The following is a 25455-nucleotide window of genomic DNA, read 5'->3' as shown; positions in this document are numbered from 1 at the left end:
GGAATTCGCCCGGGAGACCGGGAAAGAGACCGGATGGTCGGGATTCGGGACGGGGAAAACCGACGGACGGGCTGAACGCGAAAGGCCCGATCGGCGAAACCGTCCGACCCGAGCACAAGGCGCATCACCACATCCGGCCGACTCTGGTCGATCATCCTCGATTTTTGGGGTCGCTATGACTGTCTATGGCATGGAAAACAAGGTCGCGGTCGTCACCGGCGCCGCCGGCGGCATCGGCGAAGCCGTCGTCCGCGCCCTCGCGGCGCGGGGCGTCGCGGTGGCGCTGGTGGACCGCAACCTCGACCGGCTCGACGAGATCGCCAAGGAGATCCGGAACGAGGGCGGGCGGGCCGAGCCCTTCCCGATCGACGTGACGGACAGCTCCCAGGTGGAGAGCGTGATCGACGAGGTGGAGCAGCACCTCGGCCCGATCGACTTCCTGGTCAACGGTGCCGGGGTGCTGCGCCTCGGCCAGGCCAAGGAGCTCACCGACCAGGACTGGTCCACCACCTTCGCGGTCAACACCACCGGGGTCTTCTTCGTCTCCCGCGCGGTGGTCAACCGGATGGTGGACGGCGGCCGCAAGGGCGCGATCGTCACCATCGCCTCCAACGCGGCGGCCACCGCCCGGCTGGAGATGTCCGCCTACTCGGCCTCCAAGGCCGCGGCGACCATGTTCACCAAGTGCCTGGGCCTGGAGGTCTCCAAGTTCGGCATCCGGTGCAACGTGGTGGCCCCCGGCTCCACCGACACCCCCATGCTGACCGCCATGTGGGAGGACACCAGCGCCGCGACGCAGGCGTCCATCGAGGGCGTCGCCTCGGCCTACCGGGTCGGCATCCCGCTCGGCCGGCTGGCCCAGCCCACCCACATCGCCGACGCCGTGCTCTTCCTGCTCTCCGACCAGGCGGCGCACATCACCATGCACGACCTGACCGTCGACGGCGGCGCCGCCCTCGGTCACTGACCGGCCGCCACCGGGCCGGGCCACCCTCCCGGCCCGGCGGCGCCCGGCCACCGCACCACCCCCCTCATCCACCGTTCCGGAAGGACACCGTCATGGGAATCCCGGCCATCCAGCCCTACCCGATGCCCGCCGAGGGCGACCTGCCCGAGAACACCGCCAAGTGGACGGTGGACCCGAAGCGCGCGGTGCTGCTCATCCACGACATGCAGAAGTACTTCCTCCAGCCCTTCGCGGCGGGCGAGTCGCCGGTCACCGACCTGGTCCGCAACACCACCCTGATCCGGGAGAAGGCCGCCGCCCTCGGCGTGCCGGTCACCTACACCGCCCAGCCGGGCGGCATGACCGAGGTGGAGCGCGGCCTGCTCAAGGACTTCTGGGGCCCGGGCATGAAGCCCTCCCCGGAGCACAAGCAGGTCGTCTCCCCGCTGGAGCCGCGCGAGGGCGACCTGGTGCTCACCAAGTGGCGCTACAGCGCCTTCCACCGCACCGAGCTCCTGGAGTTCATGCGGGAGCAGGGCCGCGACCAGCTGATCGTCTGCGGCGTGTACGCGCACGTGGGCGTCCTGATGACCACCTGCGACGCCTTCACCTACGACATCCAGCCCTTCCTGGTCGCGGACGCGGTCGCCGACTTCTCGCTGGACTACCACCGCTCGGCCCTGAAGTACGCGGCGGAGCGCTGCGCGATGACGGTCACCACCAAGACCGTGCTCGACGAGCTGGGCTGACGATCCATCAGCACGCCCGGGGGCACGGGGCCCGGGCCATCGCACCGACGGACCGCATCACAACGGAGGGAAGCACCATGACGTACCCGCAGACCCAGCCGGCCGAGGCGCTGCTCGAGCGGATCCTGGGTGCCCAGCCGCCCGCGTTCGCCCTGCTCTACCGCCCGGAGACCGGCGCGGCCGACCGGGTCGACGTGCTGCTGGGGGAGACCGCCGAGGTCGAGGCGCTGGCCGACATCCCGCTGCGCACCGAGGGCACCCGGGTGCCGGGCACCGGCCGGGCCGAGCACGAGGTGCTCGCCCTGGTGCCGTACCGCCAGATCGCCGAGCGCGGCTTCGCGGCCGCCGACGACGGCGCCCCGCTGATCACCCTCTCCGTCACCGAGCAGGGCTCGATGGACCTGCAGGAGCTGCTCGCGGCCCTGCCGAACGAGCAACTGAAGGTCGGCGAGGGCCGGTTCGACCTGGACGACGAGGCGTACGCCAAGGTGGTCCGCGAGATCATCACCGAGGAGATCGGCCAGGGCGAGGGCGCGAACTTCGTCATCCGGCGCGAGTTCATGGTGGAGATCGAGGACTACACCCCGGCCGCCGCCCTGACCTTCTTCCGCCGGCTGACCGAGCGCGAGTCCGGCGTCTACTGGACCTTCGTCATCCACACCGGCACCCGCACCTTCGTCGGCGCCACCCCCGAGCGGCACATCAGCCTGGCCGACGGCACCGCGGTGATGAACCCGATCTCCGGCACCTACCGCTACCCGGAGACCGGCCCGACCCTGAACGGGGTGCTCTCCTTCCTGGCCGACCCCAAGGAGGCCGACGAGCTCTACATGGTGGTCGACGAAGAGCTCAAGATGATGGCCCGGATCAGCGAGACCGGCGGCCGGGTCACCGGGCCGCACCTGATGGAGATGGCCCGCCTCGCGCACACCGAGTACTTCATCGAGGGCCGCACCGACCGCGACGTCCGCGACATCCTGCGCGAGACGATGTTCGCCCCGACCGTCACCGGCTCCCCGCTGGAGAGCGCGGCCAAGGTGATCAGCCGGTACGAGCCGAACGGCCGCGGCTACTACAGCGGCATCGTCGCGCTGATCGGCCGGGACGCCGAGGGCGGCCGGACGATGGACTCCTCGATCCTGATCCGCACCGCGGAGCTGGACGACAAGGGCACCGTGCGGATCGGCGTCGGCGCCACCCTGGTGCGCGACTCCGACCCGGCCTCCGAGGTGGCCGAGACCCAGGTCAAGGTGGCCGGCGCGCTCGCCGCGCTGCACGGCACCCCGCAGGCCGCCGCGGCCACCGGTGGCGAGCGCGCCAGCTTCGCCCGGCACCCGGACGTGCTGGCCGCGCTGGCCCAGCGCAACGTCTCGCTGGCGCCGTTCTGGCTGGAGACCCCGGAGCAGCGGCACCGCCCGGTGGCCGAGCTGGCCGGCAAGCGGGTGCTGGTGGTGGACGCCGAGGACACCTTCACCGCGATGTGGGACCACCAACTCCGTTCCTTCGGGCTGGAGGTGACCGTCCGTCGGTTCGACGAGGAGTACAGCTTCGAGGGCTACGACCTGGTCATCCTGGGCCCCGGCCCGGGCGACCCGCAGGAGGTCGGCCACCCGAAGATCGCCCACATGCGGGCCGCCACCCGGCAGCTGCTCGGCAGCGGGCAGCCCTTCCTCTCGGTCTGCCTCAGCCACCAGGTGCTCTGCCACACGCTGGGCCTGGGCCTGGTGCGCCGCGAGCGCCCGAACCAGGGCACCCAGAAGAAGATCGACCTGTTCGGCCGCACCGAGCTGGTCGGTTTCTACAACACCTTCGCCGGCTACAGCGAGCGGGACGTCATCGAGGTCGAGGCGCTCGGCGCGACCATCCGGGTCAGCCGCGACCCGCAGACCGGCCAGGTGCACGCGCTGCGCGGTCCGCACTACCGCTCGGTGCAGTTCCACCCCGAGTCGGTGCTGAGCCAGGACGGGCTCGGCATCATCAGCGGAGCGCTCACCTCGCTGCTCGGCTGACCCGAAAACCTTCCTTCCCGCCCCCCCGAAAGCCGGCCGCCCCCCTCCCCCCGGGGGCGGCCGGCACCCCCTTGTGGGCCACCGGCTCTGCCCCTTCGGGCACCCGATTCGGCCCGAACGACCACCCGGCCGGTCATCCGACCGGCCGGCCGCCCCGACGCCGAGGAGTCGTCCGCATGCACGCCGTAGTCGTCTGGTGGGAGCTCGACGCCTCCCCCCGCACCATCGAGGAGCTCCGGGTCTTCCTGCGCGAGGAGGCGGTGGACCGCTTCGAGACCCAGCCCGGCCTGGTCTTCAAGACCTGGCTGGCCGACCCGGCGGCCAACCGCTGGGGCGCGGCCCTGTTCTGGGAGTCGGCCGAGGCCGCCAAGCAGCCCATCCCGACCCGCGCCGCCGAGCTGATCGGCTACCCGCCGAACAGCCGCGAGGCCTTCGACGTGGAGGCCACCGTGGAGGGCCCGCACGGCCTGCCCGGCCTCTCCCGCCTCGGCCTGGCCTACCAGTTGGGCAACTGACGGTTCCTTCGGACGGAGACGCCGCCATGACCGGACCCACCGCTCCGACCAAGCCGTTGGCCGTGCTGATCGGGCCGCCCGGCTCGGGCAAGACCACGGTGGCCAGGCTGCTCGCCCGTCGGCTGGGGGTGGGCTTCCGCGACACGGACCGGGACCTTGAGGCCGCCGCCGGGCGGCGGATCCGCGAGCTCGTGGAGGAGGAGGGCGAGGCGCACTTCCGGGTGCGCGAGCGGGAGGCGGTGCACCGGGCGCTGATCGAGCACGGCGGGGTGCTGGCCCTGGGCGGTGGCGCGGTGCTGGAGGAGTCGACCCAGCTGCTGCTGCGCGGGCACACCGTGGTGCACCTGGCGGTCTCGGTGGGTCAGCTGACCCGGCGGATCGGTACGGCGGCGAGCCGCCCGCTGCTGGTCGACGACCCGCAGGCCCGGCTGCGCACCCTGCTGACCGTCCGCACCCCGATCTACCGCCGACTGGCCACCCACACCGTCTGCGGGGACGGCCCGTCCCGGGTGGTGGCCGCCCGGGTCGCCCAGCTCTTCGCGGCCTGAGCCCCGCGCTGCGGGCGGGTCCCCGGGGCTCGGCGGGCGCATCGCGCCGCGGCGGCGGCGCGAGCTGACACACTTTTGCCCGGCGGTGGCGGCCGGCCGGGTGGGTCGAGCAGTGTGTGCCGAGTTCAGGCGTCGGCGGTCGGTCGCAAGTGGGGTGAACCGGTGGGATCGAGGGTGAGCAGCCGCTCCGGCTGGACCAGGCCGGGCAGCATCACCCGCCACATGTTCACCAGCCGGTCGAACAGGTCGGTACGCCGGGACAGCACCTGCGAGCTCAGCTGGATGCCGGTGAACGCGCCGGTGATGGTCTGGGCGACGGCGAACGGATCGAGCCGGGGCAGCATGTCCCCGGCTTCCTCGGCCCGGACCACCAGGTCACGGATGGTCAGGATGTCAGCCAGGTAGGGCTCGGTGTTGGGCATGTCGAACGTGCCGTGCTCGATCACCAAGCGGTTGGTGGCCCGGACGATCACGTCGTTGATCAACGCGCTGGCGTAGATCATCGTCGCGTCGATGACGGCCTGGAAACCGGGTGCCGGGTCGGCGTCCAGATCGAACCAGTCGGACTGGACGTCGATCACGGCCTGGGCCAACTCCTCCTTCGAGGCGAAGTGGAAGTAGACCGCACCCTTCGTGACGCCAGCCGCCGCGATGATCTCGGCCATGGTGGCGGCTGCGTAGCCCCGGCGTTCGAACACCTCGGCCGCGGCCTTGATGATCTCGCGCCGGGTCTTCACCGCTCGCGCCTGCTGAGCCATAGTTCTCCCGATTAATTAACGCTCCCCCGCTACAAACCGACCGGATGGTACTCTACGCTAGCTGTAAGGGACCAGGTCCCGACCAGCAGTGTTTGAAGTCCTACCCCGTCAAGCAGGGGCCTGGGCCTTGACGCGTCCTGCGCCAGTGCCCGGTGCCGAGGTGGCACCTCGCGGGGGAGCGGCCTACTTGAGTGCGGTCAATAGTTTCACAACCGAATCGGACCAGCGGGCTCGGGCACACGAAGCAGCGCCACGGCGTGTCCCGCGTCCTATCCGCGCCGGGCCCGCTCCCGGCGGTACCGAAGACAGACCCACCATGGGTGTCACACGTGATCCAGCACCGGCCAGGGCTCGTTTTCTTACTCGTCCAGGGGGACCGAAATGACGTCTGTACTGTCAGATTCGATAGGGCTGCTGACCGCTGAGCGGCTGGGCGGCGGCGACCTGGAGCTCCACCAGCAGACCGTGCCGCGACGGTACGTGCACCGGGCCTCCGTCTCGGAGGTGCTGCTGACCGGCTGGCGGCGGACCGCCCCGGACCAGTTCCTGCTCGGGGCCCAGTGGCCGCGCACGCACAGCTTCTACCGCCCGGTGGCCTGGGTCTACGACCCGCTGCTGCTCGCCGAGACGGTGCGTCAGGCCGGCCTGTTGGTCGCGCACGTGGGCTACAACGTGCCACTGGACCACCCGTTCGTCATGTGGGACCTCTCCTACCAGGCCGAACCCGAGCAGATGGTGGTCAACTGGTGCCCGGCCGACCTCACGGTCGAGGTCACCTGCGACCCGCGCTTCCGCCGCGGTGCGCTGGCCGGCATGAGCTACCACGTGGACATCTACCGGGGTGTCGAGCGACTCGGCGGCGGCAGTGCCAAGTTCGACTGCATGGCACCCGCCACCTACAACCGGATCCGGGCGCCCTTCCTGGCTGACGCACCGTCATTTCGCTTCCCGCAGCAGGCGGTCAGCGGTGACGACGCGATCTCCAACACCGTGATCGTGCCCACCGAGACGCCCGACCGCTGGCTGGTGCAGGCCGACCGCCGGCACCCGGTGCTCTTCGACCACGCGGTGGACCACGTGCCCGGGATGGTGCTGGTGGAGGCGATGCGGCAGGCCGCCGCGGCCGTCTCCGAGGGCCAGGCGCTCGCGCCCTTCGGCCTGGACTGCCTCTTCACCCGCTACGCCGAGCTGCACCTGCCGGTGTACGTGCGGGCCGGGCTCGGCCCGGTGGGCGAGGGGCAGGACCGCACCGTCGGCGTGGTGCTGGAGCAGGCCGGGCAGCCGGTGGCCAAGGGCATCCTGCAGCTCCGGCCGCTGCCCGCCGACGCCTGCGCCTGAGCGCAGGGGCCCGGTGTCTCCCGGGCCGGCCGCCGCTTCGACCGACACAGTGACCACGGGGGCTTCATCGCATGGACTCGCGCATCTTGGTGACGGGCGGCACCGGCTTCATCGGGGGTGAGACCCTGCGCCGCCTCATCGACCGTCCGTCAATGAGTGCTCACCCAGAGTACTCCCTCCGGGTGCTGACGCGAGGGCGAACGCAGAATTTGTCCGATGAACTTCAACTCTCGGCCGTGCCGACGGAGTTGTGGCCGGGCGACCTGCTCGACCCGGCCTCGCTGCGGGGGGCCTGCGAGGGCGTCACCACCGTGCTGCACCTGGCCTCCCAGGTCGGCGGGAGTGCCGAGCAGTGCCACCGGGTCAACGTGGACGGCACCGCCGCACTGCTGGCCGAGGCGGCCCGGGCGGGGGTGCGGCGGGTGGTCCTGCTGAGCACCACGGCGGTCTACCAGGACGGCGAGCACCGCGACCTGACGGAGAGTCAGGCGATCGTCGGGCCGGTCTCGCCGACCAGCCGGAGCCGGATGCTGGCCGAGCGGCTGGTGCTGGCGGCCGGCGGCACCGTGGTGCGGCCGCACCTGGTCCACGGAGTCGGGGACGCCTGGGTGCTGCCCGCCGTGGCCGAGCTGCTGCGGCGGCTGCCGCACTGGATCGAGGAGGGCCGGGCCCGGATCTCGCTGACGGCGGTGGAGGACCTGGCCCGCCCGCTGGCGGCCCTCGCCCTGCTGCCCTGGGATTCCGTACCGGGCGGTCGGATCTACCACGCGAGCCACCCCGAGCCGGTGTCGGCCCGGGAGCTGTTCACCCGCACCGCGGCCTGCCTGGGCCTGCCGCTGCCCACCGGCAGCGGCACCCTGGACGAGGCGGTGGCGGCCCTGGGCGGCGGCAGCTGGGCCCGCCCGCTCTCGCTGCTCGGCCGCGACCACTGGTACCGCTCGGACGCCCTCTGGGCGGCCACCGGCTGCTCCCCGGGCCCCGGCTTCGCGGCCCGCTTCGCCGAACACGCCCCCTGGTATGCGGCCCAGCCCTACGCGGCGGCCCGGCCCCACCCGGGCGGCCCGGTGGAAGCGGTGCCGACCGGATGAGCGCGCACGTCGAAGACCCGCCCGGCCGGGGTGCTCCCGGTGGGCGGGTCTTCGACGTGCGCGGGTGCCCCGGCCCGCAGGGCCGGCGGGGGCCTCAGGCGCCCTGGGCGCGGGCCACCAGGGCGGCGGCCTCGGGCAGGTCGTCCCAGTGGTGCGGGCCGGGGGTGGTCAGGGCCGCGCCACTGCCCTCGGGGGCGGTGCGGATCCGGCCGAGCCGCTCGACCGGGGTGAGGGCGGGCAGCACGGCGTTCCAGAGGCCGGCCGTCACGTGCGGGCCGAGCCAGCCCTTGTCGCGGCGGGAGAGGGTCTCGATGCCCGCGGCGGTGGCGGCCAGCAGGGAGGTGACCTCGGCCAGCAGCACCTCGGGGTGGATGTCCTCGTCCCGTACCGCGCGGGCCAGTTGGCGGCCGATCAGCCGCTCCCAGGCCGGGTACGGGCTGGGGCAGCCCTTCTTCTCCAGGCCCGGCTCCTCGGTCAGCCGCAGGCCGGCCCGGAAGACCACGTCCTGGTCGAGCCGCCGGGCCAGGCCGTGGCAGAGGTCGATCAGGTACTGGAGCCCGGAACCGCCCAGCCGGCGGGCCTCCCGGACGGTCTCGCGGAGCGTCTCGCGGGATTCGGCCATCACGGCCTCGGCCAGCTGCTCCTTGGAGCCGAAGTGGAAGTACAGCGCGCCCTTGGAGACCCCGCAGAGCTGGGCTATCTCACTCAACCCGGTGAGCGCGAAGCCCTCCTGGTCGAAAGCTCCCGCCGCGGACTCGATGATGAGCTGCCTCGTGCGGGACGCACGTTCCTGGCGGGACATCTCTCTCCCTCCTGTGGAGCGCGGCCGGAGGGCTGGCGCTGGTTGGGTGTACCGACAGCTTAACAAACCAACCGCGCGGTATCTATACTCGCTACAGGCCGGGCATCCCACGCCGGTCGGATCGCGAAAGAGCTAGCAAACCAACTGGTCGGTTCTGTAAGGTGCTGGGTATCAGCATCTCGCGTCTGATCTCCGAGTGCCCGCTTGCGCCCGGAGGCCCCATGTCCGCGAGCGCAGAAGAGGAGTCGGGGGCCATGGAAGGTGCCATAGAGAAAGACGTTCCTGAGCACGTGTGGGGCGACGTTGCGGACGACTTCGTCACCGAGTTCTCCCGCCGCATGCTCGCCTCGCTCAAGCGCCGTGACCAGCGCGCCCGTGGTCAGTGGTACATCGCCGGGCTGCTCTCGGTGCCCGGTCGCAAGTCCATGCGCGCGCTGGCCTCGGTGGCCGGCCACGGTGCGGCGGAACAGAGCCTGCACCACTTCATCAGCGACTCCTCCTGGGGGTGGAAGCCCGTCCGGCAGGCCCTGGCCCGCCACTTGGACCGGGTGATGCTGCCGCAGGCCTGGGTGCTGAACTCGATGGCCATCCCGAAGGCGGGGGAGCACTCGGTCGGCGTCGAGGAGTCCTTCCGCACCGAGCTCGGACGGGTCGTCAACAGCCAGCAGGCGTACGGAGTCTGGCTCGCGAACGAGGAGACCAGCGCCCCGGTCAACTGGGACCTGATCCTGCCGCCCGAGTGGCTGGAGGACACCGAGCGCCGCAAGCGGGCCAAGATCCCCGATGACGTCTCGGCCGCCTCTCCCGAGCTGTGCGCCGTGAACACCGTCGCCGAACTCTCGCGTCCCGAATGGGGGTTGCGCCGCCGCCCGGCGGTGCTGGACGCGCGCGAGCTCGACTCCGCCGTGCTGGTGGAGGAGTTCACCCGGCGCGGGGTGCCGTTCGTGATGCGGGTGAGCGGTTCGACCCGGCTGGTGGGCTACGACCTCAGCCTGCCCGGGCGGGGCGAACGCCTCTTCCAGGCACAGCAGTTGGTCGAGTGGGCCAAGCGGTTCTCCCGCCCGGTGGGCTGGGTCGACCCGGACTACTCGATCACCCGGTCGATCCTGGTGAGCGGGACCCGGGTGACGCTGCCGGCGGTCCGCCGTCCGGGAGCGGCGCTGCCGCCGGAGCGCGCACTGACGCTCGTCGGTGGCTGGTCGGGCCCGAAGGGCAAGCCCGCCGAGCTCTGGCTGTCGAACCTGATCGAGGTGCCGCCGGTCGCCCTGCTGCGGCTGGGCCGGCTGACCCGCCGGGTCTCCAAGGACTTCTCGGAGGTCTCCACCCGGGTCGGGATGCGCGATTTCGAGGGTCGGTCCTACGCCGGCTGGCACCGGCACGCCACGCTCTGCTCGGTGGCGCACGCCATCTCGGTGCTCTCCTCGGCCCGCCGCCAGGGCTTCGACAAGTCGCAGGAGCTGTCGGCCTGACGATCGGTCGGCGAGGGTGCGGGGGAGCGGGGATGGCAGAGCGAACGGGAGAGGACGTCCGGTGCGTGAGGAGAGCGGGAGAGCGGGTTCAGCCCGCCCGTCGGGCCAGCTCGGCCTGGGCGGCCTCGCGCATCGCCCGCACCGGCACGTCCTCCCGGCCGGTCATCAACTGCACCTGGCGGGCCGCCTGGTAGGTGAGCAGGGTGAGTCCGTCGACCACCGTGCTGCCCGCGAAGCCGGCCGCCTTGGCCAGCCGGGTGGGGAAGGCCGAGTAGACCACGTCGAAGATGGCCGCGCGGGAGTGCACGATGGCCGCCGCGTAGGAGTCGGCCGCGCCGGCGGGCAGGGTGGAGATGACCAGACCCGCGCCGTGCAGCAGGCTGTCCAGCTGGCCGAAGGAGTAGACGTCCACCGCCATCCCCAGCCGGCCCGCCGCGGCGTGCGCCTCGGCCGCCCGGCTGGGCTCGCGGACCACCACCGCCGGCTCCTTGACCCCGAGTTCGCGGACGGCGGCCAGCGCCGAACAGGCGGCGGTGCCGCCACCGAGGATCACGGCCGAGCCGAGCGCGTGCACGTCGGCCTCGTGCAGTGCGGCGAGGAAGCCGTGCACGTCCGTGTTCTCGCCGTAGGACCGGCCGTCCCGGAAGACGACGGTGTTGACGCCCCCGACGTCCATGGCCAGGTCGCTGACCTCGTCGATCAGCGGCAGCGCGGCCCGCTTGAGCGGCATGCCGAGCGAGAGGCCCGCCCAGGAGCCGTCCAGTGAGCCGATGAGCTGCTCCAGGCCCGGCTCCTCGCACTCGACCGCGGTGTACGTCCACTCGAGGCCCATCGCGGTGTAGGCCGCGCGGTGCATCACCGGGTAGAGCGACTGGTCGACCGGGTAGCCGAGCACCGCCGCGCGGTGCGCGTGCTGGCGACGCGGCCTGGGGCGGTCCACGCCTGCCCTCGTGTCTACTCGCATTGGGTGGTGCTCCTTCCGCGGTTGGAGGCCGACGCCGGAATCCTCGGAGTCGCCCACTTCCTGTGCTCTCCGGATTTCCCCGGGGATTTGCCAGCTTAGGCAACTTGTCCACCACAGGGCGTGCAAGGCGGTGGCACAGAGTCAGCTCGGCCGGGGAGCTGACCCGCAATCACCGCTACTTCGTCATCGGAATCGGGCGGCCCGGGGGTGTACTCCCGGGCCGCCAACTTGTTTATTTCTGTAGCAAAGTTGAATGCCCCTGTCAATCCCGAAAGTGACGAAGTCGGAACGAGCTGACAGGGACTCCCGCGTACGTTTGATCGATTCTGTGAAGGCTCTGCATTGTTCCCCGTGCAAGGCCCACCCACTGGGGGCCGCCCAGTGTGGAAACGGAACGGGGAATACCAGATGTTGAACCGCAAGCTGTCCCGAAGAGGCGCCCTGAAGGCCGGCGCCGTGACCACCGGCCTGATCGGCGGGGTCGGCCTGGCCGCGCCGCTGCTCGGCCCGACGGCCGAGGCCGACGTCACGGGCGTGGTGGGGCCCGCCGTCACCCCGATGTTCGCGGTGCCGCTGACCGTGCCGCAGGTGCTCCAGCCGACCAGCACCTCCTCGACCACCGACTACTACTCGGTGACGATGCAGAAGGCCGTCAAGGAGATCATCCCGGGCCTGCAGACCGAGGTGGAGACCTACAACGGCCAGTACCCCGGCCCCACCATCAAGGCCCGCTCGGGCCGCCGCGTGGTGATCAACCAGACCAACGCGCTGGACCTGCCGACCTCCGTGCACCTGCACGGCGCCGAGGTGCCGGTGGACAGCGACGGCAACCCGATGGTCACCATCCCGCCGGGCGGCAGCAAGACCTACACCTACCCGAACAACCAGCTGGGCGCGCCGCTCTGGTTCCACGACCACGCGCACCACCTGGAGTCGGAGCACGTCTACCGGGGCCTGTCCGGCATGTACCAGCTGTCGGACGACAACGACCGCTGCCAGCCGCTGCCCAGCGGCCAGTACGACGTGCCGCTGCTGCTGCGCGACGTCAACATCGACTCCACCGGCAAGCTCGTCTACACGATGGGCGACTTCACCAACCGGACCACCATCCTGGTCAACGGCCGCCCCTGGCCGTACTTCCAGGTGGCCGCCCGGCAGTACCGCTTCCGGATCCTCAACTCGAGCAACCTGCGGTTCTTCGTGCTGGCCCTCTCCGACGGCGGCAGCTTCACCCAGATCGGCTCCGACGGCGGCCTGCTGGCGACGCCCTGCACCACCAACCAGCTCAAGCTCTCGCCCGGCGAGCGGGCCGACATCGTCATCGACTTCTCCCGCTACCCCGTCGGCACCCAGCTGGTGCTGCTGAACAACACCGGCCCCGGCCCGGCCGACCTGATCGGCAAGGTGATGCGCTTCGACGTGGTCCGCGACGCGCTGGACCTCTCCTACGTGCCGGACACCCTGCGCACCCTGCCCACGCCCCCGATCGCCACCGTCAACCGCACCTTCGTGCTGCGGATGGACGAGGACGGCCGGGCCAACCCGATGGCCTACATCAACGACCTCACCTATGACCCGAACCGAATAGACACCCAGATCACCTGGGGCACCACCGAGGTCTGGACGATCACCAACGCCAACGTCCGGGCCCCGCACAACTTCCACGTCCACCTGGTCCAGTTCCGCATCCTGGAGCGGAACGGCAAGGCTCCGGACCCCAGCGAGAGCGGGCTGAAGGACACCGTGGCGCTGCTGGCCGGCGAGACGGTGAAGATCCAGCTCACCTTCGACAGCTACCGGGGCGTCTACCTCTACCACTGCCACCTGTTCGACCACGGTGCCATGGGCATGATGGGCACCATGCAGATCTCCTGACCACCGCCGAAGGGTGTACGTCCGGTCCGGGTACGGCCCGATGTGATGAAGTGCCCGACCGCGGTTTGCCGGGTCGACAGCTCCCCGATGAGACTCACGATGGTGGGTGCACCAGCACCCACCGCACAACTGATCTCGTTCGAACAGGAGTTGCGCACAGTGACGAACGTCGCCGTCATCTACTACTCGTCCACCGGGAACGTCTACCAGCTGGCCGACGCGGCCGCCCAGGCGGCCGAGAAGGCCGGCGCCGAGGTCCGCCTGCGCAAGGTCGCGGAGCTCGCCCCGGCCGCGGTCATCGCAGGCAAGAAGGAGTGGGCCGACCACGTCGCGGCCACCTCGCACATCCAGGAGGCCGTGCTGGACGACCTCGACTGGGCCGACGTGATCCTCTTCGGCACGCCGACCCGCTTCGGCCTGCCGGCCGCCCAGCTCAAGCAGTTCATCGACACCGCCGGTGGCCTCTGGTTCCAGCACAAGCTGGAGAACAAGGTCGTGTCCTCCTTCACCTCGACCTCGACCCAGCACGGTGGCCAGGAGAGCACCCTGCTGGCGCTGAACAACACCTTCTACCACTGGGGTTCGATCATCGTCGCCCCCGGCTACGCGGACGAGGTGCAGTTCGGCAAGACCAACGGCAACCCGTACGGCACCAGCTCCGTCTCCGACCACGGCCACGGTGGCCCGACCGAGGAGAACCTGGCCGCCGTCGGCTTCCAGGCGCGCCGCTCGGTGCAGATCGCGGCCGCGCTGAAGCGCGGTTTCGAAAGCGCCTGATCCGGGCGACTGTCAAGGGCGCATCAAGCGCCTGACCGGAGAACGCACCACCAGAGCTGGGGATTCCGGGCAGATTCCGGAATCCCCAGCGCTGTGACCAGGAGTTGTTTGCCACTTGACGTTGTAGTCGTCAGCTGACGAAGTCGGAAATCGGGCGTTGACCCTCTGTGAGGGCTGGCTCAGAGTCTTTAACGAGAGAGAGTGGATCGGCCGATATCAGGGAGAGGCAATGTCCGGGGTCACCATGTCCTGGAGCATTCCGGTCAATTCCGACGGTAGCTCCGGTGCGACGCAGATCGACGCCCACCAGCTGTGGGCGCAGCTCCTCCACAAGGCGGAGAACCCGGTGGCCTACGTACCCGCCATCACGCGATGCCGGGTGCTCGACCGCTTCCCCGGCGGATTCACCCGGGAGATCGTCAAGGACGGCCGGACGATCTTCCAGCGGATCGAGGTCAGCCCTCGGGAGCTCAGCATCGTCTACCGCCAACCCGGCGACCCGGAGCTGGAGTTCATCATGAACCAGATCGACCGGGACGCGGACGGCGGGCTCGCCATGACGATCGCCGTGAGCCTCGCCCCCGAGGCGACCGAGCGCGCGCTCCGGGAGAGCAGGTTCCTGGAGGCGACGGACGCCTACTTCACCGACACGCTCCGGTCCGTGGTCGAGGAGATCCGGGCCGCGACGGGCGACATCGACTCTCTCATCGCGGCTGCCTGAGTCCGCAGAGCACATCCCCCACCACAGGAGGAACCTGATGACCGCACGCTTCGACGGCAAGGTCGCCCTGGTGACCGGAGGTGGCTCCGGGATCGGCCGGGCCACGGCACTCGCCTTCGCCCGCGAGGGCGCAATCGTGATGGTGGCCGGCCGCGAGCCCAGTGACCTGCGGGACACCGTCGCATTGATCGAGAAGGAGGGCGGGGTCGCCGACGCGGTGCCCGCCGACGTCACCCACGGCATGGACGTGATCCGCCTGATCAAGACCACGGTCGAGCGCCACGGCCGGATCGACGTCGCCTTCAACAACGCCGGCATCACCGGCGAGCCCACCCCGCTGGCCGAGATCTGCGAGGCCGTCTGGGGCGATGTGCTCTCCACCAACCTGACCGGCGTCTGGCTGCTGATGAAGCACGAGATCGCCGCGATGAAGGAGAACGGGGGCGGCGTCATCATCAACACCGCCGCCAACATCGGCATCCACGGCCGCGTCCCCGGCTTCGGCGCCTTCGCCGCCTCCAAGGCCGCGCTCTCCACGCTGACCCGCACCGCCGCCCGCGAGTACATCCGCGAGGGCATCCGGATCAACGCGATCAGCCCCGGCTCGGTGGACACCGACCAGTCGCTGCGCCCCGGTGAGACCACCGAGGAGCGGGACGCCCGGGTCAAGGCCGAGACGCCGATCGGCCGGGTCGCCAAGACCGAGGAGATCGCCGACACCGTGCTCTGGCTCGCCAGCGAGGAGTCGAGCTTCGTGGTCGGCCACGACCTGGTGCTCGACGGCGGCGCCACCGCCTGAGCTCCACCTGAGTAGTGGTCACCCTGTCTGACACGCGGCTCCGCCCCGGGGCGCGAGGTGCCGTACGGCCGCCGCCGCACGGCACCTCGCGCCCCGGAGTGCCAGGCACCCCGGGCTCGATGAGCTCCGCACGCTCCCCGCACCGCCCTGTCCACGCCCCGCGCTCCGCGCCCCCGGCCCGCCCGGCAACCCGAACAGAGGCACCGTCATGACCGAGCCCCGAGCGGCTTCGGCCCGCATCCCCGGCTCGAAGAGCATCACCAACCGGGTCCTGCTGCTCGCGGCCGCGGCCGCCGGCACCACCCGGCTCGACGCCCCGCTGGAGAGCGAGGACACCGTCGCCTTCCGCACCGCCCTCACCGACCTGGGCATCCCGGTCGACCAACTCCCCGGTGACCCCGAGGAGTTCGGTTCCGAAGCCTGGGAGGTGCACGGCCTGGGCGGACCACCTGCCGCCCCTGGTGGCGCCTCCGCCCGGATCTGGTGTGCCGACGCCGGCACCGCCGCCCGCTTCCTGCCGGTCTACGCGGCTACCGGGCGCGGCGAGTTCCGCTTCGAGGGCACCGAGCAGCTCACCGTGCGCCCGCTGCGGCCGCTGACCCAGGCGCTCGCCGCACTCGGCGCCGAGGTCGAGCCCGGCGCCGGCGGCGGGCTGCCGCTCACCGTCAGGGCCGAGGGCCTGCGCGGCGGCGAGCTCGCCCTCGACTCCGGCACCAGCAGCCAGTACCTGACCGGTCTGCTGCTCTCCGCCCCGCTGATGCGCGAGCCGCTCACCGTCTCGGCCGCCAACCTGGTCAGCCGCCCCTACATCGACATGACCATCGCCCTGATGCGCCGCTTCGGCGCCGAGGTGACGGAGGGTCAGGACGGCACCCTGCGGGTGTCCACCGGCGGCTACACCGGCACCCGGCTCCGGATCGAGCCCGACGCCTCCACCGCGAGCTACGTCTTCGCCGCCGCCGCGATCACCGGCACCGCCGTCACCGTGCCGCACCTGGGCGCCGACAGCCTGCAGGGCGACCTCGGCTTCGTCAAGGTGCTCGAACTGGCCGGCGCCAAGGTCGAGATCGGCCCGGACGCCACCACGGTGACCGGCACCGGCGCACTGCGCGGCGGCTTCGAGGTCGACATGGGCGACATCTCCGACACCTTCATGACGATGGCCGCGATCGCGCCGCTGGCCGACGGGCCGATCACCATCACGGGCGTGGGCCACGCCCGGCTCAAGGAATCCGACCGGATCGCCGCCGTCGCCGGGAACCTCCGGGCGCTCGGCATCCGGGTCGAGGAGGGGCCGGACCGGATCACCGTCCACCCCGGCACCCCCACGGGGGCGGTCATCGCCTGCCACCGTGACCACCGGATCGCCATGGCCTTCTCGGTGCTCGGGCTCAAGGTGCCCGGCATCACCCTGGACGACCCGAAGTGCGTGGGGAAGACCTTCCCCGGCTTCCACGAGGAGCTGCGCCGCCTCTTCGGCGAACAGGCTCACTGACTCCCGCTCTCTGCCAACACCCTTACAACACGAGGAAGTAGAGCCAACAATGGCCAAGATACTCATTGCCGGTGGCGGTATCGGTGGGCTCGCGACGGCGCTCAGCGTCTCCCGCCAGGGCCACGAGGTCGTCGTGCTGGAGGCCCGCGACTCCTTCACCGAGCTCGGCGCCGGCATCCAGCTCGGCCCGAACGCGTTCAACGCGCTCGACCAGCTCGGGGTCGGCGAGGAGGTCCGCGAGCGGGCCGTCCACATCGACGAGCTGCGCTTCATGGACGGCACCACCTCCGAGCACGTGGCCTCCATGCCGCTCACCGGCGCCTACCGCGAGCGCTTCGGCAACCCGTACGCCGTGGTGCACCGGATCGACGTCTACGCCCCGCTGCTCGACGCCTGCCGCGAGTCGGACGCGATCGAGCTGCGCACCGGCTGCCAGCTGCTCAGCTACCGCCAGGACGCCACCGGCGTCACCGCGGTGCTCGCCTCCGGTGAGGAGGTCGAGGGCTCCGCGCTGATCGGTGCCGACGGCATCAACTCCTTCGTCCGCAAGCAGCTGGTGGGCGACGGCTTCCCGCAGGTCTCCGGCCACACCATCTACCGTTCGGTGATCCCGATGGAGAAGGTGCCCGAGGAGCTGCGCTGGAACACCGTGACCCTCTGGGCCGGCCCGAAGTGGCACTTCGTCCACTACCCGATCGGCAGCGGCAAGTACTTCAACCTGGCCGCCACCCGCGACGACGGCGCCACCGAGGCCGTCATCGGCAAGTCCGTGGAGAAGGACTTCGTGCTCGAGGAGTTCCCGATGCTGGGCGAGATCCCGCGCCAGCTGCTGGAGCTCGGCGAGGACTGGAAGGCCTGGGTGCTCTGCGACCGCGACCCGATCGACACCTGGACGGACGGCCGGGTCGTGCTGGTCGGCGACGCCGCCCACCCGATGCTCCAGTACGCCGCCCAGGGCGCCTGCCAGGCGATCGAGGACGCGGTGGTGCTCGGCCAGCTGATCGGCCAGTGCGAGCTGGACTTCGCCGAGCGCTTCCAGACCTTCAACGCCGAGCGCCGCGAGCGCACCGGCGCGATCCAGCTGGTCGCCCGCGAGATGGGCAAGCAGCTGTACCACCCCGTCGGCGACGCCGCCAAGGCCCGCAACGAGATGCTGGCCGGCTTCACCGCCGAGCAGCTCCACGACAAGGTCGAGTGGCTGCACGGCGCCAAGGTCTTCGCCAAGTCGGAGCAGACCTCCGACTCCCCGGCCATGGCCTGACCCGCAGGACCGGCATGGCGGCCGCCCCCACACCGCGGGTGTGGGGGCGGCCGCTCCCAGCAAACGGAGATGAGTAGGCAGATGCAGTTCGGGATCTTCACCGTCGGCGACCTCACCGCGGACCCGCTGACCGGGCGCCCGCAGACCGAGCGCGAGCGGATCAAGGGCACCGTGGCGATCGCCCTCAAGGCGGAGGAGATCGGCCTCGACGTCTTCGCCACCGGCGAGCACCACAACCCGCCGTTCGTGCCGTCCTCGCCGACCACGCTGCTCGGCTACATCGCCGCGCAGACGGAGCGGATCATCCTCTCCACCTCGACCACGCTGATCACCACCAACGACCCGGTGAAGATCGCCGAGGACTTCGCCACCCTGCAGCAGCTGGCCGACGGCCGCGTCGACCTGATGCTGGGCCGCGGCAACACCGGCCCGGTGTACCCCTGGTTCGGCCAGGACATCCGCCAGGGCATCCCGCTGGCGATCGAGAACTACGCGCTGCTGCACCAGCTCTGGCGCGAGACCAACGTCAACTGGCAGGGCCGCTTCCGCACCCCGCTGCAGGGCTTCACCGCCGTGCCCCGCCCGCTGGACGGCGTGCCGCCGTTCGTCTGGCACGGCTCGATCCGCAGCCCCGAGATCGCCGAGCAGGCCGCGTACTACGGCGACGGCTTCTTCGCCAACCACATCTTCTGGCCGAAGGAGCACTTCCAGAAGCTCATCGAGCTCTACCGCACCCGGTACGCGCACTACGGCCACGGCACCCCCGAGCAGGCCGTGGTCGGGCTCGGCGGCCAGATCTTCATGCGCCCCAGGTCCCAGGACGCCATCCGCGAGTTCCGCCCCTACTTCGACAACTCCCCGGTCTACCGCGGCGGCCCGTCGCTGGAGGAGACCATGGAGCAGACGCCGATCTCGGTGGGCAGCCCGCAGGAGATCATCGAGAAGACGCTGAGCTTCCGCGAGACCTTCGGCGACTACCAGCGCCAGCTCTTCCTGATGGACAGCGGCGGCCTTCCGGTCAAGACCGTGCTGGAGCAGCTGGACATCCTCGGTGAGGAGGTCCTGCCGGTGCTGCGCAAGGAGTTCGCGGCTCGCCGCGCCGACAACGTGCCGGCCGGACCGGTGCACCCGGCGGCCGCGGCCGCCCACTGACCCCACCCCACGTCCAGGAGGCCCGGAGATGCCCAAGCTCGTCGTGATCAGTGCGGGGCTCAGCCAGCCCTCGTCCACCCGACTGCTGGCGGACCAGTTGGCCGCCGAGACCGACCGCCTGCTCCCCAGCGAGATCCACACCGTGGAGCTGCGTGACGTCGCCGGCGACATCACCAACAACCTGCTCACCGGCTATCCGAGCCCCAAGCTCCGGGCCGAGATCGAGGCGGTGACGGCGGCCGACGCACTGATCGCCGTCACCCCCGTCTTCTCGGCCTCCTACAGCGGCCTGTTCAAGTCCTTCTTCGACGTGCTGGACGTGGGCGTGCTGACCGACAAGCCGGTGCTGATGGGCGCCACCGGCGGCTCGGCCCGGCACTCGCTGGCCCTGGAGTACGCGCTGCGCCCGCTCTTCGCCTACCTGCGCGCCCGGGTGGTGCCCACCGCCGTCTTCGCCGCCTCCGAGGACTGGGGCGCCGGCGGCGGCAACGGCGGCCTGGCGAGCCGGATCACCCGGGCCGCCGGGGAGCTGGCCGAGCTGCTCGGCAGCCGGCCGGAACGATCGGCCCCGGTCGAGGAGTTGATCCCCTTCGAACAGCAGCTCGCCGCACTGCGCGCCCCGCAGCGCTGAGCATCTCCGACGGCAGCGAAGAACGGCAGGGAAGAGGGCCATGAGCGAGGACCAGACCAAGCCCGGCGAGACGGTGTCCGCCGCCGCCTCCAAGACCGCCGAGCACGAGCGGGCGCCGCAGGCCTTCACCGACCGGATCACCGCCGACGGCTCCTCCGGCCGGCGGGTGGAGGCCGGCCGGTACCGGCTGATCGCCAGCTGGGCCTGCCCCTGGGCGCACCGGGTGATCCTCACCCGCAGCCTGCTCGGCCTCCAGGAGGCCATCCCGCTGGCCATCGTCGACCCCGTCCAGGAGTTCCTGGACGGCGACTACCAGTGGGTGTTCAGCGAGGAGCACGGCGGCCCGGGCGGTAAGGACCCGGTGCTCGGCGTGCACGCGCTGCGCGAGGTCTACTGGGCGGCCCGCCCCGACTACACCGGCGGCATCTCGGTGCCCGCCCTGGTCGACGTGGCCTCCGGCCACCTGGTCAGCAACGACTTCGAGCAGCTCACCCGGGACCTGAACTCCGAGTGGCGCCAACTGGCCCGCCCGGACGCCCCGGACATCTACCCCGAGGCGCTGCGGGCCGACATCGACGCGGTGGCCCAGGAGATCTACCAGGACGTCAACGTGGGCGTCTACCGGGCGGGCTTCGCCAAGAGCCAGGCCACCTACGACCGCGCGGTGGACGCCCTGTTCACCCGCCTCGACGCGCTGGAGGAGCGGCTGAGCACCAGCCGCTACCTGGTCGGCGAGCAGATCACCGAGGCCGACCTGCGGCTCTGGCCGACCCTGATCCGCTTCGACCCGGTCTACCACGGCCACTTCAAGTGCAACATCCGCCGGATCAGCGACTACCCCGCGCTCTGGGGCTACACCCGCGACCTCTACCAGACCCCCGGCTTCACCGAGACGGTGGACTTCGAGCACATCAAGCGGCACTACTACTACACCCACGAGATGGTGAACCCCGGCCGGATCATCGCCCGCGGCCCCGACCCGGCCGAGCTGCTCACCCCGCACGGGCGCGAGAAGCTCTGAGCCGACCGTCCGGTGCCCGGGTGCGGGTGCAGAATGGGCCCGTGACCGATCTCATCGACCGGCTGCGGCAGGCCCTCCCCGCCTCCGCCGTCGTCAACGACCCGGACGTACTGGCCAGTTACCGGCACGACATGGCGGGCTTCTGCGAGGCCGGGGAGCCCGCCGTGCTCGTGCTGCCCGAGACGGTCGAGCAGGTGCGGCACGTGCTGCGCACCGCCACCGAGCTGAGGAGCCCGGTGGTGCCGCAGGGCGCCCGCACCGGGCTCTCCGGGGCGGCCAACGCGGTGGACGGCTGCATCCTGCTCTCGCTGCTCAAGCTCGACCGGATCCTGGAGATCGACCCGGTGAACCGGCTGGCTGTGGTCCAACCCGGCGTGCTGAACGCCGAGTTGTCCCGGGCGGTGGCCGAGCACGGGATGGCCTACCCGCCCGATCCGTCCAGCTGGGAGTCCTGCACGATCGGCGGCAACATCGGCACCGGCGCGGGCGGGCTCTGCTGCGTCAAGTACGGCACCACCAGCGAGTACGTGCTCGGGCTCCAAGTGGTACTGGCTGACGGTGAGTTGATCAGCACCGGGCGGCGCACCGCGAAGGGGGTGGCCGGGTACGACCTGACCCGGCTGCTGGTCGGCTCGGAGGGCACCCTGGGCGTGGTGGTGGAGGCGGTGCTCGGCCTGCGCCCGGCCCCCGCGCCGCAGTTGGCGCTGGCGGCGGAGTTCCCGAGCGCGGCGGCGGCCTGCGCGGCGATCTGCGCCGTCTCGGCCGCCGGGCTCACCCCCTCGCTGATGGAGCTGATGGACGCCACCACCGTCCGGGCGGTCAACGCGATGGCCCGGATGGGCCTGCCGGAGTCCACCCAGGCACTGCTGCTGGTCGCCTTCGACGAGGCCGACCCGACGGTGGGCCTGACCGCCGTGGCCGAGCTCTGCCGGGCCGCCGGAGCCACCGAGGTGGTGCCGGCCGAAGACCAGGCCGAGTCGGAACTGCTGCTCCAGGCAAGGCGGTTGGCGCTGCCAGCGCTGGATGCCCTGGGCACCACGATGATCGACGACGTGGCGGTGCCGCGCTCCCGGCTGGCCGAGATGCTGGCCGGGGTGGCGGAGATCGCCGAGCGCCACGCGCTCACCATCGGGGTGGTCAGCCACGCGGGGGACGGCAACACCCACCCGGTGGTGGTCTTCGACGCGGCCGATCCGGCCGAGACCGAGCGGGCCAAGACCTCCTTCGAGGAGATCATGGCGCTCGGGCTGGAGCTGGGCGGCACCATCACCGGCGAGCACGGCGTCGGCCTGCTCAAACGGGACTGGCTGGCCCGGGAGTTGGGCCCGGCCGGGCTGGCGCTCCAGCGCCGGGTGAAGGCCGCCTTCGACCCGCTCGGCATCCTCAACCCGGGCAAGACCCTCTGACACTCCGTGAGCTCCCCGGGCGCGCCGTTCGAGTGCGCGCGCCCTCCCCGGCGGCCGCCGCGGGCCCGCCGTTCGGCGGAACCCGCAGGTGGCCGCCGGTGTGTCTGCCCACGAACCCGGGATCTGCGGAGTATGCGCACCGTCTCGCAAAGTCACGCGAACGGGCGAAAAGGAGATCAACTGCTGGCGACCGGCCCGGCCCTGCGGAAGTCTTGCTCTCGGCGTCGCAGCCACGGGGTTCATCTGGCCGTGAACTCCCGCTCAATGCACCGCAGTTACGTAACAACCGGCCGACGGATCCGATGGTCCGTCAGCCGCCTGGAGGTACTCATGGCTCGCACTCGCACCCTTCGTCTGGCCGGCCTGCTGGTCGCCGCCCCGCTCGCCGCCGGTCTGCTGCTCGCCGGGGCAGGCGCCGCCTCGGCCGACAACGGCGCTCTCGCCGGCAACGGTTCCAACAGCAGCGTGGTCTCCAACCACGACAGTGGGAACATCTTCGGCTCGGTGAGCGGCAACTACAACACCACCCAGCAGACCGCCACCGGCTCCGGTGCGTCCAACCAGAACAACAACTTCCAGGTCGACCACAACACCGGCTTCGTCTTCAACGACCAGTCCAACCGCGACTTCCACTTCGTCTTCGCGCCCGTCTTCCACTGACGGGCCCGGCGCGGGGCCCGGTCTCCCCACCGGCGGCGGGGGCGTCGCCGGTGCGCCACGAGGGCCGGTCCGGGTGAGCTGAGCACCCGGACCACCCATGGGTATCCCCTCGTGGCGCGGGGGAGCAGCCGGGAGCCCCGGGGGCGGGAAGGGTCACCTGCTCCGGGTACGGCTACGGGAAGGGGCGGTGCCGTCAGGCACCGCCCCTTCCCGCGCGTCCGGGTGCGCCGTGAGACGAGCCCTACCGTCGGCCGGTGAGGGTCGCGCCCACGCTGGCGGCCACCACGCAGGCGATCCCGGCCAGCTGCGGCCCGCCGAGCAGCTGCCCGAGCACCACCAGGCCGACCAGCGCGCTCACCGCCGGCTCCAGGCTGACCAGCACGCTGAACACCCGCTGGCCCAGCCGCCGCACCGCCGTCATCTCCAGCGCGTACGGGATCACCGGCAGCAGCAGCGCCACCCCGGCCACCGCGAGCAGCAGCAGCCAGGGGTGCGGCGAGGCGGCCAGGCCGTGCCAGGCCGGCCCGAGGCCGAACGGGGCCAGCGCCACGGCGGCCACCCCGAAGGAGACGGCCAGGCCCTCGAAGCCCTCGAAGACCGCCCCCACCTTGTCGGTGAAGAGGATGTACCCGGCGTAGCAGGCGGCCGCCCCGAAGGCGCAGAGCAGCCCGACCGGGTCGAGCCCGCCGCCCGCGTGACCCCCTTCTCCCAGCAGGGTGAGCAGGGCCACCCCGCCGGCCGCGAGCAGCGCCCAGAGCAGGTGGCTCAGCCGTCGGGAGAAGGCCAGCGCCACGCTCAGCGGGCCGAGGAACTCGATGGTGGCGGCGGTGCCCATCGGCAGCCGGTCCACCGCCCCGGCGAAGAGCAGGGTCATCCCGCCCGAGGTCAGCCCGAGCAGCGCCGCCGCCGCCAGCTGGCGCGGGCTGCGCCCGCGCAGTCGGGGCCGGGTCACGGCCAGCAGGATCGCGGCGGCCACCGTGATCCGCAGGAAGGTCGCCCCGCCCACCCCGAGCGGCCCGAACAGCGGCCGGGAGAGCGCGATGCCCAGCTGCACGGTGAACATCGCCCCGACACAGAGAAGCGGCGCCGGGATGACTCCCAGGCGCCGCAGCGGGTTCTTCCGGAGCAGTGTCGGCTGCCCCGGCGGTGCTGCGCCCGGTTCCGTCCCCGCACCACGTCGTCGCCAGCTGCCGCGCTCGCCGGCGGGCTCGCCCTTGGGGGCGGGCGGCATGGCCAGGGCGTCGGCGGGAACGCCGACGGTGGGCTCGCTGGTGGTAGGCATCCACCGAGTGTGCAGTAAGGACCGCAGCCCTGGCAAACCCGTTACCACGATGTGGACAGAACGTTCCAGGACCGGATGGAACGGGCGGTGGCCCCGGGTGACCAGGGCCGCCCGGGCGGGCCGCCGAAGTCGGCCGGTGTGGCCGGTGCGGTCGGTGCGACGGTGCGTCGGATCCCGCCGCCGGGCGGGTGAATCGTGCCCGCACCGACGGCGCGCCTGGTGCGCGCCGCGCCGAGGCCCTGGTTACCACCGAAGGATGCGCTACTTGGCCCCGGCGTCCCTGGCGACGGCCACCCTCGTCCTGCTGCTCGCCCTCGCCCCGATGGCGCCGCTCGACCCCGGACCGGCCGAGCCGGGTCGCCGGGTCGAGCTCGCCGGGGCGGCCCGGGCCGCCCCCGTCCCGCCGCCCACCGTGCTCTCCGACCCGCGCAAGAAGCGCGAGGCGCTGCCCGTCAAGGTCTTCACCGGCGCCGGCTTCGACGCCTGCAACGCCCCCGAGCTGGCCACCATGCGGGCCTGGCGGGAGGCCTCCCCGTACCGGGCCGTGGGCGTCTACGTGAGCGGCGGCCAGCGAGCGTGCGACCAGCACCGGCTCACCGCCGACTGGGTCCGCCAGGTGCGGGCGATGGGCTGGCTGCTGGTGCCCACCCACGTCGGCCTGCAGGCCCCGTGCAGCACCGCCAAGCAGAAGCCGCACCGGATCGACCCGGCCACCGCCGTGGACCAGGGCCGGGCCGAGGCCGCCGAGGCGGCCCGGGCGGTGCGCGCCCTGGGCCTGGGCCAGGGCAGCCCGGTCTACCTGGACATCGAGAGCTACCCGCGCGGGGACGCGGCCTGCGCCAAGGCCGTGGTCGACTTCACCCTCGGCTGGACCCAGGCCCTGCACGCGGCCGGCTACCACTCCGGCTTCTACTCCAGCGCCGACTCCGGCGTCCGCGACCTGGCCGCCGCCGCCCGCGCGGGCAACTCCCCGATGCCGGACGTGGTCTGGTACGCCCGCTGGGACGACCGGGCCGCCACCGACGGCAACGGCGCGCTCGGGGCCGACCAGTGGGTCTACCACCAGCGGATCCACCAGCACCGCGGCGACGTGCAGGAGACGTACGGTGGAGCCACCCTGGCGATCGACCGCAACCAGCTCGACGGTCTGGTGGCGACCTGAACCGATCCGGTGTCCGGTCGGGTCGGC

At 71.6% G+C, this 25455-nt stretch carries 24 protein-coding genes; 20 read left to right on the top strand and 4 right to left on the bottom strand.

Annotation, left to right across the window (positions count from 1 at the left end):
• Positions 1–190: 190 nt before the first annotated feature.
• From CFP65_RS18270 to CFP65_RS18250, 5 genes are all read left to right on the top strand, one after another.
• Positions 191–967: a 2,3-dihydro-2,3-dihydroxybenzoate dehydrogenase gene (locus CFP65_RS18270; protein WP_104817108.1), complete on the top strand. Its 777-nt coding sequence runs from the start codon at positions 191–193 to the stop codon at positions 965–967.
• 92 nt (positions 968–1059) lie between these two features.
• Positions 1060–1695, top strand: coding sequence for an isochorismatase family protein (locus CFP65_RS18265; protein ID WP_104817107.1), 636 nt, complete (start codon positions 1060–1062; stop codon positions 1693–1695).
• Positions 1696–1772: 77 nt separating this feature from the next.
• Positions 1773–3704, top strand: a complete 1932-nt coding sequence (locus CFP65_RS18260; RefSeq protein ID WP_104817106.1) for an anthranilate synthase family protein — start codon at positions 1773–1775, stop codon at positions 3702–3704.
• A 176-nt stretch (positions 3705–3880) separates the two neighbouring features.
• Entirely contained in the window at positions 3881–4219 is a 339-nt protein-coding gene (locus CFP65_RS18255) for a hypothetical protein (protein ID WP_104817105.1), read from the top strand.
• Positions 4220–4245: 26 nt separating this feature from the next.
• Entirely contained in the window at positions 4246–4767 is a 522-nt protein-coding gene (locus CFP65_RS18250; protein WP_104817104.1) for a shikimate kinase, read from the top strand.
• 125 nt (positions 4768–4892) lie between these two features.
• Here the strand turns inward: CFP65_RS18250 and CFP65_RS18245 are convergent, their stop codons facing one another.
• On the bottom strand, positions 4893–5525 hold the full coding sequence (locus CFP65_RS18245; RefSeq protein ID WP_104817103.1) for a ScbR family autoregulator-binding transcription factor: 633 nt from the start codon (positions 5523–5525) through the stop codon (positions 4893–4895).
• Between the two features lie 381 nt (positions 5526–5906).
• Between CFP65_RS18245 and CFP65_RS18240 the strand changes: the two genes are divergently transcribed.
• A complete protein-coding gene (locus CFP65_RS18240; protein ID WP_104817102.1) occupies positions 5907–6863 on the top strand; it encodes a ScbA/BarX family gamma-butyrolactone biosynthesis protein in 957 nt (318 codons plus the stop codon).
• A 71-nt stretch (positions 6864–6934) separates the two neighbouring features.
• Positions 6935–7951: an NAD(P)-dependent oxidoreductase gene (locus CFP65_RS18235; protein ID WP_104817101.1), complete on the top strand. Its 1017-nt coding sequence runs from the start codon at positions 6935–6937 to the stop codon at positions 7949–7951.
• Between the two features lie 94 nt (positions 7952–8045).
• On the opposite strand, the gene CFP65_RS18230 is transcribed toward CFP65_RS18235, so the two are convergent.
• A complete protein-coding gene (locus CFP65_RS18230) occupies positions 8046–8753 on the bottom strand; it encodes a ScbR family autoregulator-binding transcription factor (RefSeq protein WP_104817100.1) in 708 nt (235 codons plus the stop codon).
• 254 nt (positions 8754–9007) lie between these two features.
• On the opposite strand from CFP65_RS18230, the gene CFP65_RS18225 reads away from it, so the two are divergent.
• A complete protein-coding gene (locus CFP65_RS18225; RefSeq protein ID WP_104817099.1) occupies positions 9008–10222 on the top strand; it encodes a transposase in 1215 nt (404 codons plus the stop codon).
• 88 nt (positions 10223–10310) lie between these two features.
• Here CFP65_RS18225 and CFP65_RS18220 read toward each other — a convergent pair whose 3' ends face one another.
• The gene (locus tag CFP65_RS18220) at positions 10311–11186 is read right to left on the bottom strand and encodes a shikimate dehydrogenase (protein ID WP_104817098.1); all 876 of its coding nucleotides are present in this window, start codon (positions 11184–11186) and stop codon (positions 10311–10313) included.
• Positions 11187–11594: 408 nt separating this feature from the next.
• Between CFP65_RS18220 and CFP65_RS18215 the strand changes: the two genes are divergently transcribed.
• The 11 genes from CFP65_RS18215 to CFP65_RS18165 all read left to right on the top strand — a co-directional run bounded on the left by CFP65_RS18215 (position 11595) and on the right by CFP65_RS18165 (position 22984).
• On the top strand, positions 11595–13061 hold the full coding sequence (locus CFP65_RS18215; RefSeq protein ID WP_104817097.1) for a multicopper oxidase family protein: 1467 nt from the start codon (positions 11595–11597) through the stop codon (positions 13059–13061).
• A 159-nt stretch (positions 13062–13220) separates the two neighbouring features.
• Positions 13221–13838, top strand: a complete 618-nt coding sequence (gene wrbA / locus CFP65_RS18210; protein ID WP_104817096.1) for an NAD(P)H:quinone oxidoreductase — start codon at positions 13221–13223, stop codon at positions 13836–13838.
• Between the two features lie 229 nt (positions 13839–14067).
• Positions 14068–14559 (top strand): AtaL-like protein, encoded by a 492-nt coding sequence (locus tag CFP65_RS18205; protein WP_104817095.1) that lies wholly within the window; start codon positions 14068–14070, stop codon positions 14557–14559.
• Positions 14560–14596: 37 nt separating this feature from the next.
• A complete protein-coding gene (locus CFP65_RS18200) occupies positions 14597–15358 on the top strand; it encodes an SDR family NAD(P)-dependent oxidoreductase (RefSeq protein WP_104817094.1) in 762 nt (253 codons plus the stop codon).
• Between the two features lie 208 nt (positions 15359–15566).
• Positions 15567–16853, top strand: coding sequence for a 3-phosphoshikimate 1-carboxyvinyltransferase (aroA, locus tag CFP65_RS18195; RefSeq protein WP_104817093.1), 1287 nt, complete (start codon positions 15567–15569; stop codon positions 16851–16853).
• Positions 16854–16902: 49 nt separating this feature from the next.
• Positions 16903–18114, top strand: a complete 1212-nt coding sequence (locus tag CFP65_RS18190; protein WP_104817092.1) for a 3-hydroxybenzoate 6-monooxygenase — start codon at positions 16903–16905, stop codon at positions 18112–18114.
• 81 nt (positions 18115–18195) lie between these two features.
• Positions 18196–19266, top strand: a complete 1071-nt coding sequence (locus CFP65_RS18185) for a CE1758 family FMN-dependent luciferase-like monooxygenase (RefSeq protein WP_104817091.1) — start codon at positions 18196–18198, stop codon at positions 19264–19266.
• 28 nt (positions 19267–19294) lie between these two features.
• Entirely contained in the window at positions 19295–19897 is a 603-nt protein-coding gene (locus CFP65_RS18180) for an FMN reductase (RefSeq protein WP_104817090.1), read from the top strand.
• Positions 19898–19937: 40 nt separating this feature from the next.
• Positions 19938–20918: a glutathione S-transferase family protein gene (locus CFP65_RS18175; RefSeq protein ID WP_104817089.1), complete on the top strand. Its 981-nt coding sequence runs from the start codon at positions 19938–19940 to the stop codon at positions 20916–20918.
• Between the two features lie 41 nt (positions 20919–20959).
• Positions 20960–22324: an FAD-binding oxidoreductase gene (locus CFP65_RS18170; protein ID WP_104817088.1), complete on the top strand. Its 1365-nt coding sequence runs from the start codon at positions 20960–20962 to the stop codon at positions 22322–22324.
• A gap of 330 nt (positions 22325–22654) precedes the next feature.
• Positions 22655–22984, top strand: coding sequence for a hypothetical protein (locus CFP65_RS18165; protein WP_104817087.1), 330 nt, complete (start codon positions 22655–22657; stop codon positions 22982–22984).
• A gap of 241 nt (positions 22985–23225) precedes the next feature.
• On the opposite strand, the gene CFP65_RS18160 is transcribed toward CFP65_RS18165, so the two are convergent.
• Positions 23226–24266 (bottom strand): DMT family transporter, encoded by a 1041-nt coding sequence (locus CFP65_RS18160; RefSeq protein WP_254552445.1) that lies wholly within the window; start codon positions 24264–24266, stop codon positions 23226–23228.
• A gap of 256 nt (positions 24267–24522) precedes the next feature.
• On the opposite strand from CFP65_RS18160, the gene CFP65_RS39015 reads away from it, so the two are divergent.
• Positions 24523–25428, top strand: a complete 906-nt coding sequence (locus CFP65_RS39015; protein ID WP_158702230.1) for a DUF1906 domain-containing protein — start codon at positions 24523–24525, stop codon at positions 25426–25428.
• Positions 25429–25455: the final 27 nt, after the last annotated feature.

The organism is Kitasatospora sp. MMS16-BH015 (genome assembly GCF_002943525.1).
In the GTDB taxonomy this organism is placed as follows: domain Bacteria; phylum Actinomycetota; class Actinomycetes; order Streptomycetales; family Streptomycetaceae; genus Kitasatospora.
Note: the sequence above shows the minus strand (reverse complement) of the source record. Positions and strands in the feature narration are given on the sequence as shown.

Excerpts from the sequence above, each read along its gene's own strand:
- CFP65_RS18270 (WP_104817108.1), top strand. The coding sequence starts at position 191 with ATGGAAAACAAGGTCGCGGTCGTCACCGGCGCCGCCGGCGGCATCGGC.
- CFP65_RS18265 (WP_104817107.1), top strand. The coding sequence starts at position 1,060 with ATGGGAATCCCGGCCATCCAGCCCTACCCGATGCCCGCCGAGGGCGAC.
- CFP65_RS18260 (WP_104817106.1), top strand. The coding sequence starts at position 1,773 with ATGACGTACCCGCAGACCCAGCCGGCCGAGGCGCTGCTCGAGCGGATC.
- CFP65_RS18255 (WP_104817105.1), top strand. The coding sequence starts at position 3,881 with ATGCACGCCGTAGTCGTCTGGTGGGAGCTCGACGCCTCCCCCCGCACC.
- CFP65_RS18250 (WP_104817104.1), top strand. The coding sequence starts at position 4,246 with ATGACCGGACCCACCGCTCCGACCAAGCCGTTGGCCGTGCTGATCGGG.
- CFP65_RS18245 (WP_104817103.1), bottom strand. The coding sequence starts at position 5,525 with ATGGCTCAGCAGGCGCGAGCGGTGAAGACCCGGCGCGAGATCATCAAG.
- CFP65_RS18240 (WP_104817102.1), top strand. The coding sequence starts at position 5,907 with ATGACGTCTGTACTGTCAGATTCGATAGGGCTGCTGACCGCTGAGCGG.
- CFP65_RS18235 (WP_104817101.1), top strand. The coding sequence starts at position 6,935 with ATGGACTCGCGCATCTTGGTGACGGGCGGCACCGGCTTCATCGGGGGT.
- CFP65_RS18230 (WP_104817100.1), bottom strand. The coding sequence starts at position 8,753 with ATGTCCCGCCAGGAACGTGCGTCCCGCACGAGGCAGCTCATCATCGAG.
- CFP65_RS18225 (WP_104817099.1), top strand. The coding sequence starts at position 9,008 with ATGGAAGGTGCCATAGAGAAAGACGTTCCTGAGCACGTGTGGGGCGAC.
- CFP65_RS18220 (WP_104817098.1), bottom strand. The coding sequence starts at position 11,186 with ATGCGAGTAGACACGAGGGCAGGCGTGGACCGCCCCAGGCCGCGTCGC.
- CFP65_RS18215 (WP_104817097.1), top strand. The coding sequence starts at position 11,595 with ATGTTGAACCGCAAGCTGTCCCGAAGAGGCGCCCTGAAGGCCGGCGCC.
- CFP65_RS18205 (WP_104817095.1), top strand. The coding sequence starts at position 14,068 with ATGTCCGGGGTCACCATGTCCTGGAGCATTCCGGTCAATTCCGACGGT.
- CFP65_RS18200 (WP_104817094.1), top strand. The coding sequence starts at position 14,597 with ATGACCGCACGCTTCGACGGCAAGGTCGCCCTGGTGACCGGAGGTGGC.
- aroA (WP_104817093.1), top strand. The coding sequence starts at position 15,567 with ATGACCGAGCCCCGAGCGGCTTCGGCCCGCATCCCCGGCTCGAAGAGC.
- CFP65_RS18190 (WP_104817092.1), top strand. The coding sequence starts at position 16,903 with ATGGCCAAGATACTCATTGCCGGTGGCGGTATCGGTGGGCTCGCGACG.
- CFP65_RS18185 (WP_104817091.1), top strand. The coding sequence starts at position 18,196 with ATGCAGTTCGGGATCTTCACCGTCGGCGACCTCACCGCGGACCCGCTG.
- CFP65_RS18180 (WP_104817090.1), top strand. The coding sequence starts at position 19,295 with ATGCCCAAGCTCGTCGTGATCAGTGCGGGGCTCAGCCAGCCCTCGTCC.
- CFP65_RS18175 (WP_104817089.1), top strand. The coding sequence starts at position 19,938 with ATGAGCGAGGACCAGACCAAGCCCGGCGAGACGGTGTCCGCCGCCGCC.
- CFP65_RS18165 (WP_104817087.1), top strand. The coding sequence starts at position 22,655 with ATGGCTCGCACTCGCACCCTTCGTCTGGCCGGCCTGCTGGTCGCCGCC.
- CFP65_RS18160 (WP_254552445.1), bottom strand. The coding sequence starts at position 24,266 with ATGCCTACCACCAGCGAGCCCACCGTCGGCGTTCCCGCCGACGCCCTG.
- CFP65_RS39015 (WP_158702230.1), top strand. The coding sequence starts at position 24,523 with ATGCGCTACTTGGCCCCGGCGTCCCTGGCGACGGCCACCCTCGTCCTG.